General features: G+C 35.3%; 8 protein-coding genes and 1 pseudogene. 2 read left to right on the forward strand and 7 right to left on the reverse strand.

What is annotated here, in order from left to right; translation table 11 throughout:
- Positions 1-12: 12 nt before the first annotated feature.
- From HUW50_RS05665 to HUW50_RS05675, 3 genes and pseudogenes are all read right to left on the reverse strand, one after another.
- Positions 13-2,121: a BglG family transcription antiterminator gene (locus HUW50_RS05665; RefSeq protein ID WP_066329057.1), complete on the reverse strand. Its 2,109-nt coding sequence runs from the start codon at positions 2,119-2,121 to the stop codon at positions 13-15.
- Between the two features lie 538 nt (positions 2,122-2,659).
- A pseudogene (locus HUW50_RS05670) lies at positions 2,660-2,851 on the reverse strand (isocitrate/isopropylmalate family dehydrogenase); the annotation flags it as partial.
- A gap of 108 nt (positions 2,852-2,959) precedes the next feature.
- Positions 2,960-3,838, reverse strand: a complete 879-nt coding sequence (locus tag HUW50_RS05675; protein WP_066329060.1) for an alpha/beta fold hydrolase — start codon at positions 3,836-3,838, stop codon at positions 2,960-2,962.
- 421 nt (positions 3,839-4,259) lie between these two features.
- On the opposite strand from HUW50_RS05675, the gene HUW50_RS05680 reads away from it, so the two are divergent.
- Positions 4,260-4,685 (forward strand): SRPBCC family protein, encoded by a 426-nt coding sequence (locus HUW50_RS05680; RefSeq protein ID WP_066329066.1) that lies wholly within the window; start codon positions 4,260-4,262, stop codon positions 4,683-4,685.
- Positions 4,686-5,013: 328 nt separating this feature from the next.
- Here the strand turns inward: HUW50_RS05680 and HUW50_RS05685 are convergent, their stop codons facing one another.
- The 4 genes from HUW50_RS05685 to HUW50_RS05700 all read right to left on the reverse strand — a co-directional run bounded on the left by HUW50_RS05685 (position 5,014) and on the right by HUW50_RS05700 (position 10,335).
- Complete coding sequence (locus HUW50_RS05685; protein WP_066329071.1) at positions 5,014-5,760, reverse strand: MerR family transcriptional regulator; 747 nt, start codon at positions 5,758-5,760, stop codon at positions 5,014-5,016.
- A 580-nt stretch (positions 5,761-6,340) separates the two neighbouring features.
- Positions 6,341-7,393, reverse strand: coding sequence for a hypothetical protein (locus HUW50_RS05690; protein ID WP_066329073.1), 1,053 nt, complete (start codon positions 7,391-7,393; stop codon positions 6,341-6,343).
- Between the two features lie 265 nt (positions 7,394-7,658).
- Positions 7,659-9,092 (reverse strand): spore germination protein, encoded by a 1,434-nt coding sequence (locus HUW50_RS05695; protein WP_185653765.1) that lies wholly within the window; start codon positions 9,090-9,092, stop codon positions 7,659-7,661.
- Between the two features lie 340 nt (positions 9,093-9,432).
- Positions 9,433-10,335, reverse strand: a complete 903-nt coding sequence (locus HUW50_RS05700; RefSeq protein WP_066329075.1) for an AraC family transcriptional regulator — start codon at positions 10,333-10,335, stop codon at positions 9,433-9,435.
- A gap of 190 nt (positions 10,336-10,525) precedes the next feature.
- Here HUW50_RS05700 and HUW50_RS05705 point away from each other — a divergent pair, with 190 nt between their 5' ends.
- Positions 10,526-11,506: an aldo/keto reductase gene (locus tag HUW50_RS05705; protein WP_066329076.1), complete on the forward strand. Its 981-nt coding sequence runs from the start codon at positions 10,526-10,528 to the stop codon at positions 11,504-11,506.
- Positions 11,507-12,234: the final 728 nt, after the last annotated feature.

Genomic DNA, 12,234 nt, shown 5'->3' on the forward strand with positions numbered 1-12,234 from the left:
CCACAGCTTTCCTTACTCCATTACTTCACTTCCATATAACACCTGCTTAAACATGTTTATATTTTGTGCTGTAATCAATTGGTCCAATTTCTCTTCATCATTAATTAACTCAATCAGATTTTTCATCACATTTAGATGCGAATAAGAATCCACTGCTGCTAGACAAAAGACAATTTTCACCGGATCATTATCAGGATTTCCGAAATTCACCGGTTCCTTTAATGTCATAACACTTACACCTAATTTATTTACTCCATCTTCCGGCCTTGCGTGCGCTAACGCTAAATGCTTCCCTACTACTATATAAGGCCCATACTCTTCCACAGATTTAATCATGGCATCTATATATCGTTCTTCAATGACCTCTTCTGTTAACAATACCTGGGCAGACTTCGTAATCGCCTCTTTCCAGTCTTTGCATTCTTGCTTTAGTAGAATGTTGGAATCCCTCAAAATATCCTGCAACATCGGCTGTATCTCCCTTGTATTAATTTTCAAATGATGTTCTTTAAAAGTATCTTCTACTTTGTGATAGCTCTCCTGTGTTACCTTCCCACCGCTTTCAACAATTAACATCAGAATATCCTGCATTAGCTTTGTGGCATCTAACTTATTGGAAACGATTCTTCTCTTATTCTTATTTTTGAGTAAAAAATCTTTAATTTCCTTCTTATCACTTTCTCTTAAAATCGGATTAAGTAATAATACAGGTTTTCTTGGATAATCAATTGAAATGGTTGTAAAAACTAAATCAACATCCAGCTTGTCAATAAAGGCTAGTTCATACGAACTCAATACAGCTACAATCTCGATATTGAATTGCTCTTTCAAATTTGCAGCCAATAGCTTTCCAGTTGAAATCCCATGATTACAAAGCACAACCGCCTGATAAACATATTGTTCTTTCTGCTTTATCTGGCTAGCAGAAGTTGAAAAATAAACGGTCAAAAACCCGATCTCATCTTCTGATAATGGCTTTTTGATGTAGTCTTCTATTTGCTTACTAAAGTAAGTGACTGCCTGATAAATTTCGGCATAGGATTCTTTAATAGTGTCTTTTAACGGATTAAATACCTGTAAATCATTCTTCGCCCTGCTTAATAACCCTGTGATATGCTTATACAAACCTTCATACAAATCTTCTTCTCTCTGAGAAAAAGGAATTCTGGTTACCTTTTCTACATGTTCAATTAATTGAATAGCTAATAATTGTGCTGTAACCCAATCGAATGAATTATTCATATCTTTTGGATTAAACGATTCGATTGTAAAGGTAGTATATTTAATTTCATTTAATGATGGATATAAACCAAACTCTATACAGATGGAATCGACAAAGTTTCTGACTGGATCTTCTCTTATCTCGGCTCTTACTTTGGCTAATTCCCTAAGGGTATTTCCTTCTTGCAACCGCCTTACCCATATCCCTAAAAATAGAATGCTTTGATTTCGATATACATGATTAATCTCTACTCTTGACTTTTCAAAGACATCGTCATAATGTTCTCCAATGACCCTCAATGCACTTGTATCCAAATAATCAAGAACAAATCGGTCTGCAAAGGTATTCACTGCATCAATATCTCGGTATCCCAAGAGATTTGCAATATCTGTCATACTATTAATCACGTCGTACAACATAGTGCGTATTGATCGTTCATCACCTTTTAATACAATTCCTTGCTTCGTTAAACTCACTACAGAAATACCATACTCCTTTAAAAACTGACGTAGTTTTCTCATATCCTCATCTAATGTACTTTTCGATACCTGCAGTTTTTCTTCCATTTCAAAAAGCAATGTCGTTTTTGTAGTATCGGCAATATCTAAAAGTAAGGCAAGAAACCGTTCATTGGGCCTATAATAATCTGTTTCTCTGTCATCCCCAATTTTAGACAGGAGCTTTTCTCGATCCATCTCTGACAGCTCTAATTTCAACCCTTTCCCTCTTGTCGTCGTAATCGACGGATAGTTATTTTCTTCTAGGTATTTATTAATTAGGACCAATTCATTTCGGAAAGTACGCTCACTAATATTGAACTCTTTACTTAAATCCTCACAAGTCAAAAAGGTATTTACTGTCAAAAATCTTGTTAGTACTCGTTGAGTTCGTTCTTTCATGATAGTAACTCCTTTCATAATTTGATTATAAATTGTAATATTTAAATAGTTTAGTACATCTTTTTGCAACTTCAATTTGCAAAAATGTAAGCGTTAACACTTTTTTTACAACGACAAAAAGCGACCTCATTATTCTAATTAGAATAATGAAGTCGCTTAGCCTATTTTCATACTTATTATTATTTCCACTCATTTTGAAACAGTATTACAAGATTATTGAAACATTATGTAAGGTAAGAATCAATTTCAAATCGATCTTTTTATACAAAATCAGTTAATGTTAATTTGTTTTTTCTCTCAATTTTAAATCCTGTTACCTCCTATATTTACATCCATATCTTTATGATTTTCAATCTATCATTCTTTTATACATCTAAACTTCCTAATGGAACAAAGTAAAATCTCCTTAAACTTCCAGACCTCGTTCCTAGTATCGGCCCCACCTACGCTAAATACTTTTGACAGCCACGCGTGCCATCCAACCCATAATCATTATAATTGAAAACGCTTTCAAATCCAAAGGTTATTAGAAACCAAATTTCGACATAGGATTTGATATTCCCTGCCCTGCAATATCTGGTGCTGATCCATGAACAGATTCGAACATACTTGGTGTACGTCCTTCAGGGTTAAGGTTAGCACTGGCAGCTAAACCTAAGCTTCCAGCAAGTGCGCTTCCTAAATCCGAAAGTATGTCAGCAAATAAGTTAGAAGCTACTGTAAGTAAAAAGTGTTATCTATTCCTTCTATATTCGATTGTTACTTTTTTATTTTACCATCGGTAGGAGGAGTTTGTTTGAAGTAAGCAAGACTTTGCACCCATACTAAATTTACTTTATTAGTAGTGTGTATTTAAGAATTCCCTAATTTCATTGTTAATTTCGATTAAATGTTCTTCTGAAGGAAAATGTCCCATATCAATTGTTTTGACGTCTATTAAATTTGATATGATTTCTCTTGCTACTTTGTTTAACCGATAGGCTGGAAAAAAGATGTCTTTTTCTCCTGTAATAATCAAGGTTGGAGAGTTATACTGCATTAATTCCTCCTTTTTTGTTAATTTAGGCATTTCTTGTTCAAGTTTAATATATTTGAAAATATCTCCAATAATGCGTTTATCAATTTCTTTCATGCTATTAGAAGACATAATGTTAGTAATATTATTGAGATGTTTTTCAGAAGAAGTGACATTAAATAGGATTAATGGAAGTAAAATATGCTTAATCATTTTAAACTTAGATCCCAACTGTATTCCTGCTGGAGAGACTAAAATTGAACAATCAATCTTATCTGGCATAAATGCAGCTAATCTAAGAATAATTCCAGCACCATAAGATGGACCGATAAATGCACATTTTTCAATATTAAAATAATTCATTTGCTCTGTTATCCATTGAGCAAAACTATTGTCCTTTGCTGAAATCCTTTTTTGTTCACTGTATCCAGGGTGACCGATAGTATCTGGTGCGTAGATTCTATACTTATCCATAAGAGGTAAAAACCATGACAGTGTCATCGGATTAATACAATTTCCTCCTTGAAGTATAAACAAAGGTTTACCTTCAGTCGGACCCGCAACAAGCATATGAGTTTTCCCGAAACTTGTATCAATATAAAATCTTTCAATATCGTATGTAAAAGTCTTTATATAATTTTCATAGTACTGATCAATTTTTCTTTTTCCTTCTGTACTTTTGTAAATTGATGTTTCCCTCATGATACACCTCGATTCATATTCCAAATATAACCTTCTATTTAGATTTTACGTTAACTATCCTTTAAAAGTTTCATCTTTCTTTATTTGTAGAATGTGATCTTCAGTTATATCGCCCTAAAAAGGATACCATCGGCAACTAAACCAGTAGGTATCCCTTCAAGTTTTTATCCCTCCACACGTTCAATTTATAACCACTGTCCAACTGGCAAAATGATTCCTTTTTTCATCACAATTTCTTTATAACAATAGATTTAAGTTTCCTGCTTCATTGAGTTTCTATATTAATTTAACGGATTACGAGGGCGATAAAAGGAACTAATGAAGAAGTAGCGTAAATATTCGAAATACTCTACAATATAGTCAGACACCTATTGTACAACTTTCTTAAAAAATATTCGTATTAAGAGAGGCGGTAAATGTAATGGAAACAACTAAAAAAATTACAGTAGAAACAACAGTTCACGTACCAGTAGAAAAGGTATGGGAATATTGGACAGAGCCAACTCATATAAAGAAATGGAACAATGCTTCAGATGAGTGGCACACACCAGTTGCTGAGAATGATTTGAGAGCAGGTGGGAAATTCCTTTCAAGAATGGAAGCCAAAGATGGCAGTTTTGGTTTCGATTTTGGTGGAATTTATGATGAAGTGATATTACATGAGGTTATTGCTTATACAATGGGTGATGGAAGAAAAGTTAAAATTACTTTTAAAGGTCAAGATAACGAAACCGAAGTAATTGAAATCTTTGATGCTGAAACTACAAATTCAATTGAGTTACAACAACAAGGATGGCAGGCAATTCTAGATAATTTTAAAAAGTATGCAGAGCAAACAACCATTTAAAAAGCATAATAAAAAGATAACAGTTTCTACAACATCTTTAGCCATTACAGGCGAGTCAATAGGTTGATGACTTAAATACGCCTCTTTCCTCCAATCAGGTATAGTATCTATCATCGGAGTACTTACAATTGTAGGTACAACAGCTTTTGAGCTGTTTGCGTCTTAATTGAGTTGCAAAAACGCATGACATTTTTTCGTGTCATGCGTTTATTTTATTTGGCGTGATGTATTATTTCTGCCAAAAATTAATTCTCTTTATCCTGAATAACTTTTTAAATAACCTCCGCTAAAGGGCCTCCTATACGAAGAACAACCCTTTTTCGTTCATTCACTTTTTATTATTGTCAGCGTAGTAAGCCATAGCATCTCGCATGAATTGTGCCAGTCCTTCACCGAATTGGTCGATACTTTCCGTGAATCGCTCATCTTCGACATACATTTCACCTAGGCCCTTGAATGCCTCTAGTGAATAATGGATTCCGATATTACTGTTCAAAAAGATGTACCATTTTTGGATTGCTGCTTGAGCTTCATCTGATTCTGGTAAAGTGTGACGAAGAGAGGCAAGGCTGCGATAGATGGCGTTCATTTCTTCTTGCATCGCTTTTTGTTCCTCTTTTGTCATACTAGCCAGGTTAGCGTTTGATTTATCGACTGCTTCATCACCCCAACGTTCACGTGCTTCCTGTTCATATGGATTATGACTAAAGTCGAACCCTTCGAATTTTTCTTTATTGGTCATTGCGATCGTTCCTTTCATATGTTCAATTGTCATATCGATCGTCGAGATCATCTTATCGATGCGCAAGCGTCTTTCCACCAGTATTTTCCGATGGAAATTGAGTGCTTCCTTTCGATCGAAGGAGGGACGATTGATGATCTCCTTTATTTTCTTTAAAGGGAAGTCAAGCTCTTTAAAAAACAGGATTTGTTGCAAGGTTTCAAGATTTTCATCGGAATATAGACGATAACCAGCTTCAGACGTCTGTTCCGGTTTCAATAACCCTATTTCGTCATAATGATGCAGTGTGCGCACACTGATGCCGACCAAGTCAGCAACTTCCTTCACTTTCATAGCTGTGTACCTCCCTTTAATCTTTACTTTAAGGTATCACGTAACGTGAGAGTCAACTAGAAAATGTTAATTAATAAATGGGTGAAAGTTATGGAAAAACGACATTCGCCATGCGTTGATTAAAAGCACGCATATTTTCAGTTCGTAAATCCACATAAGATGCGTCACATAACTGTACGAGATGTAAAACGTTATCCCCAACAATTATGCACCAGGATTGGATAAACGTAATGAAAGATCTAGATAGTTCGGATAATTTTCCTTCTAATATGTTCAAGAAACATACAATCTATAAGTAATCTAAATTCGCAGACATTTGGTTTTATTTATGTTAAAGGCTGTTTTCGCAAACTTTGTTGCTTTTAAAATAGTATTGGGTTGGTTGATTGGCACTCCAGGATGCTCGCTTTCCGTGGGGCGGGCGATGAGCCTCCTCAGCGCGAAGCGCCTGCGGGGTCTCATCTGTCCCGCTTCTCCCACAGGAGTCTCGCATATCCGTTCCAATCAACCTAATTAGTTTTGTTCAAAAACAACAATCTTTTAGAAAAGAGCCATGTTAAATGACCATTATAATGATGAGTTAAAGTTTACCACAATGCTTGCATCGTCCCCGCCTTTTTAAATAATAGGCTAAAATTGCTATCCCTAGAGATATTCCCCATGGCAACCAGAACAAAAAAGGAACAAATTGTCCCCAATTTTCATTGGTAATTGAGCCATTAACCATCATAAATATGATTTGTGGACTGAGCTTTAGCCCCGTTATCGTGATAATAGCCGACATCAACATTGCAGGAACCATAACAAACCAAATTGGAATTTGTTTACCTGCTAGAAAAAAACACCACCTTGGAAAAATCACTCCCCACCTCTGAATAAGTCCAAGAGTTAGAATTCCACCGCCAATACATAATCCTCCCAGTATTGCTTCAACTATTACATTGTCTTCATTTCCAACCATTGATGAGTCGTTTGTCCCCAAAGGAATCCCTAACGCCCACGCCCATCGGACAATACCATATGGCAATGCCATAATAACGGCTAAATAGGTAAACCACTTTCCCCACTTTGCTGTTGCTTTTGCTGATGATCCTACTGTAGCGTCATTCCTGCCACAATTGCCGCAAGCATTCTGTGTAAGACGAAAATATGCTATTGCAGATGCGCCCCATATGAACCCACCAACTATACAAAAAACTTGATTAATAACTCTCCAATCCAGCAGATCAAAGTGAAGCAAAAACAAATAAGCAAAGTTCTGCACAATTCGCGAATCTGGAATGATAAATATAAGCGTCACACTCATTATCCAAGCAAAGGAGAGAAATATTGAACGAGGAAAACGACTTCCCCATGTCATTATCATCGCTATAGCTACCACTGTACCTACCAATCCAGCTATGGCAATGACTGGTCCCCCGACATCAACATTAAGATTTGATAAAAATGATCCCATCATTTCTGCCCGTGAATCGTTTTTACCGAAAGGAAATCCATTGCCACCTAATAACCAGTACAGCCCGAGTAACCCGTATAGTAGGGACCATAGAGCAGCTGCATACCCAGTCCACTGAGGCCAACGTGACAGCCAGGAAAAATGTGTAGAATTATTGATATTTATTTTCGGTTCCATTTCACCCTCCCTAAATTTAGAGGCCTCTGAAAATCCCAATCCAGTATTTCTTGAAAAAATTCCATTAATTTCACTCCTCTCGCTAATTCGACAATGCTATGTAAGGAGGGGAAACATATTATGTTTATACATTGTATTAGCTTTTATCTGAGGTATTCTAAGAATGATAATAATAATCCTTCTTTAATTTAATAAAAAAGACACTTACCTTTTTACCGATAAGCGCCTCGATTGTTGAAGAAAATATTGAATTGACTATTAACAACTAGTTATTGTCAGGGTATGAGTGCTTACTATTAAGTAAGGATCGTAAATCACCTCTATAAAGAGTATCTTTTAACTCTTCGTATCTAAAAGGAATTAATGGAGAAAGATAGGGAACCCCTGCAGACTTTAGATTTGTCATATACAAAATGAGGATTGTTGTTCCAGCAACTAAACCAGTGAATCCAAAAAAAACAGCAATTAGTAAAAAAAGGAAACGCAATGTCCCCACTGCATCGGCTAATCCTCTATATACGATGAGAAAGCTTGCTAAAAAAGTAATTCCTATGGTAATTAGGCTTGCAGGGTGAATGATTTTAGCTGTAACAGCTGTTTCACCAATAACAATTGTTGCAACTAACGATACTAGAATGATTGCGCTTTTAGGAATCCGGAAAGAAGCATCCGTAAGAATTTTTAATAAAAACATCAAAAACAACATTTCCCAAAAGGCGGGTAATAATTCACCATCAGAGAACAATGACTTTACTACTTTTTTGGAATACTCACCTTGATGGAATTTTTCTAATGTTACATATATTGCAGGCAGATAAACAGATAAGAAAAAGCCAATAAAACGGATAAATCGGGTTGTAAATCGACCTGCTTTAAAATAATAATCATCTGGGGTTTGAAAGGCATCTATAAATAAGGATGGTGTAATAATAGCGAAAGGAGTACCATCCACAATAATTCCTACCTTTCCTTCGTACAAAGCGGATGCAAGAACATCAGGACGTTCTGTTGTTTTGTTTAAGGTAAAAATACTTTTATGTCCTTCAATTGCCTCGTCAATAATTCTGGCTTCTAATATGTATTTAACTGAGAGATTGCTTATACGTGATTTTACCTTTTCTAATACTCCTTTATCGACGAGTCCATACATATAAATAACTGATATGTGTGTTTTTGAAATTAGTCCAATCTCTTTATTTTCTACACATAGCTTAGGGGATTTAATAATTGAACGTAAAATATTAATATTCGTTTTGAGTTTTTCTGTTAAACCAATAATGGGTCCATGTGGTACACGTTCACCTTGAGCTTCTTCAAGACTTCTTTCATTCCACTTTGGAGTATCTACAATAATTCCAATGTCATGATCTTCAAATAAAATAGCTGTTTTGCCATTAATTAATGCATCTGTTAGTTCCTGAAAGTTTGTACCCATTTTGACATCAGCCGTTTCAATAACTTCACTGACTAAATTTATAATATCGTTTTTTTCAGATGTTTTTGTAAAATCAAGTAATGGTCTAATCACAAAATCCTGTATTATTTCCGAATCAATAATACCATCAATATAAATAATGGCTGCATGTTCTGACTTCTCAATACCAAACTTTAATTTTCTTACAACTAAATCAGATGTTTGATTAAATAAGTTCTTTATATGATCGATATTGTCTTCAAGTTTTTTTTCAATATTATCCACTTTTATCTCCTCAGGGTTAAAGAATTTAAACTTATTATGTGAGGAGCTTTTTTATTTATTCCTAATCAACAATATGCCCGATTGTTGAACAAGATCTGTGATAACCAGTTCACATAAGCAATGTTATCAGTTGAACTAACGAGTTTTATTAAAAATACACCCAGTTTAGATAGTTCGGATATTTTTCCTTATCGTTAATTTTTATAATTAAAAAGACGCCTCAATCCAATATTACCCAGGATTTAAGACGTCACATTTATACTCATAATGGAAACCTTTGCAGTATGAGTGTCTGACAAATTTTAATTACTACGGAAGATATTTTTCTATTCGAGAATCGTTAATTATAGTTTTCTCTCATCCGTCTTATATCTACTCTAGGTGAACAGCCAAACATTCGGGAATACTCCCGACTAAATTGCGATTGACTTTCGTACCCCACCTTGAATGCAACATTAGCTACATCTGTTGGATCAGCCAATAACAAGCGCCTTGCTTCTTGCAATCTCAATTGTTTTTGGAACTGAATAGGACTCATAGCTGTTACCTCTTTAAAATGTCGATGAAGAGATGACACACTCATATTAGCTATTTTAGCAAGCTCTTCAATTCGAAAGGGTTCTTGAAAGTTTTTGATAATATGGTCTATCACTTCTCTTATTCTAGATGCATTGCTACCCTCTAATGCTATTTGTTCTAGTGCTTCTCCATGTGGACCTTGTAAGATCCAATAGATAATTTCCTTTGTTAATAATGGACCAAGAACAGGAATGTGCTTTGGATTCTCTAATAAACAAGCTAATCTTAAAACTGCATCCAACAAAGATGGTTCTACTTCGCTAACAAACATAGCTCGTTTCGAGTTCTTTCTCTGATGAAATGGAATATCTGTTTCATTTAAAACTTCTAAAACTTGTTTCGTTGTAAATTCAAGCTTGAGAGCTAAATAGGGAATTTCTGTAGAGGCCTTTCTTACTTGCCCTGTTACTGGCAAATCAACAGAAGCCACAATATAATGACCAGGACTGTACAAGAATCGCTCTTCTCCCAATAATACTTCCTTCTCCCCTTGGAGGATAATGCAAAAAGAAGGCTCGTTAACTCTTGAAATTGGTTCAGTAATAATGGATTCACGGATGAGAAATAAAGAGGGGATAGATGTAGCGTGGACACCATCCTGTTTTGAAAAGTTCTCTATGAGATTAGCAAGTTCTAGTTGCTGTTTGTAGGTTTTCTCAGACATTATTTATTTCTCCCTTTCTTCATCTACATTTATATTATCTGATATTCGTTGTTTAGGTAAGAGGAGTTGATAGGATTAGGCAAAAACTTGGTAGGAATGGGATAAGGGTTTCCTTATTATTTATGACATAATTATTTCTAAAGAGGTCACGATAAACGTGGCAAATAAACTAAAGAGGGGGAACAATCGAATGGAGTATGTGAAACTTGGTAATACAGGCTTAGATGTATCTCGATTTTGTCTTGGTTGTATGGGTTTTGGTGATGCAACTAAATGGCTTCACCAATGGGTACTTAACGAACAGGACTCACGCCCCGTAATAAAAAAAGCCCTTGAATTAGGGATTAATTTTTTTGATACTGCCAATGTATACTCACTTGGCACAAGTGAGGAATATCTTGGGCGAGCCCTGAAAGATTACGCAAATCGTGATGAAGTTGTAATCGCAACGAAAGTCCACGGTCAAATGCACAAAGGTCCAAATGGTTCAGGCCTATCTCGAAAAGCCATAATGAGTGAAATTGATAATAGCCTTAAGCGTTTGGAAACAGATTATGTAGATCTTTATCTCATCCATCGTTGGGACTACAATACTCCTATTGAAGAAACAATGGAAGCATTGCATGACGTTGTGAAGTCAGGAAAAACAAGATATATTGGTGCTTCTGCGATGTTCGCTTGGCAATTCCAAAAAGCTTTACACGTGGCAGAAAAAAATGGTTGGACGAAGTTCGTTTCCATGCAAAACCACCTCAACCTCATCTACCGTGAAGAGGAAAGGGAAATGCTACCTCTTTGTAAGGAAGAGAAAATTGGTGTAACTCCATATAGCCCTCTTGCCTCTGGGAGATTAACACGGGACTGGTCAGTAACCACACATCGTTCTGAGACCGATCAAATTCAAAAATCAAAATACGATGCGACTACCGATGCCGACCGATTAGTCGTTGAGCGAGTAGCATCAATTGCAGAAAAACACAGTGTTCCTCGTACACACATCGCACTTGCTTGGTTATTACGAAAAGAGACAGTAACAGCACCAATTATCGGGGCAACGAAAATATCACATCTTGAGGATGCTGTAGGTGCTTTAACGGTAAAGCTATCACCTGAAGAAATTGCTTTTCTTGAAGAGCCATATGTACCACATCAAATAGTAGGTCATAACTAGTTTCGATATTTTTAGAGCAGCGATTGAAATGTCGAAAGAACAAATTCAGGCATTCCAGCAAATCTTTCCCGACAACCATCGTCCTGTTTTCCGAAGAAAAATACCACACAAACTCATATTTAGGGTAAATAATAAGAATCCATTTTGCAAAAGAAATTGATCAAAATGGATTCTTATCTAGCAGTTTTAGTTTTGTTTTATAATAATGTTTGATCATTTCAACCTTCTTCCGCAATCGCGCTTGATTGTTGAAGATCACAATTTATTTCTATTAGCTGGTTTGACCGAAGATCAATATTAAAAAATAGATACCTAAGTGTTTTTATTTTCTTTTTCCTCTATTAGCTTATCTATTTTTTCTTCTACTCGTTTTAGTCGTTTATTTCTTTTATTCATAATTAAAAATACAACAACAATTACTATTGGAATACCTATAACGCTTAAAATCATTAATAATTAAAAGATTATGTCTCCTGTATTAAATCCACCTTGTGCCATAAAAAAACTCCTCTCATTTAAATAATTTAACATATTTACCTATTTTTTTCGTTTGGGGAAATAACAAAGTTTCATCACTTATCATACATGTAGTACTAATTTGAAATCGAGGCCAACTTTTGATCTTTTACAATATGGCCCTAAACTGAAATAAGCGCATTTCCATGTCCAGAAAGGCGCTTGATTACTGAAGATTGATATTGAAGGCAATAATTTTGACGATTAGAAGA

Origin of the sequence: Metabacillus sp. KUDC1714 (genome assembly GCF_014217835.1) — a bacterium.
Classification (GTDB): Bacteria; Bacillota; Bacilli; order Bacillales; family Bacillaceae; genus Metabacillus; species Metabacillus rhizosphaerae.

Excerpts from the sequence above, each read along its gene's own strand:
- HUW50_RS05665 (WP_066329057.1), bottom strand. The coding sequence starts at position 2,121 with ATGAAAGAACGAACTCAACGAGTACTAACAAGATTTTTGACAGTAAAT.
- HUW50_RS05675 (WP_066329060.1), bottom strand. The coding sequence starts at position 3,838 with ATGAGGGAAACATCAATTTACAAAAGTACAGAAGGAAAAAGAAAAATT.
- HUW50_RS05680 (WP_066329066.1), top strand. The coding sequence starts at position 4,260 with ATGGAAACAACTAAAAAAATTACAGTAGAAACAACAGTTCACGTACCA.
- HUW50_RS05685 (WP_066329071.1), bottom strand. The coding sequence starts at position 5,760 with ATGAAAGTGAAGGAAGTTGCTGACTTGGTCGGCATCAGTGTGCGCACA.
- HUW50_RS05690 (WP_066329073.1), bottom strand. The coding sequence starts at position 7,393 with ATGGAACCGAAAATAAATATCAATAATTCTACACATTTTTCCTGGCTG.
- HUW50_RS05700 (WP_066329075.1), bottom strand. The coding sequence starts at position 10,335 with ATGTCTGAGAAAACCTACAAACAGCAACTAGAACTTGCTAATCTCATA.
- HUW50_RS05705 (WP_066329076.1), top strand. The coding sequence starts at position 10,526 with ATGGAGTATGTGAAACTTGGTAATACAGGCTTAGATGTATCTCGATTT.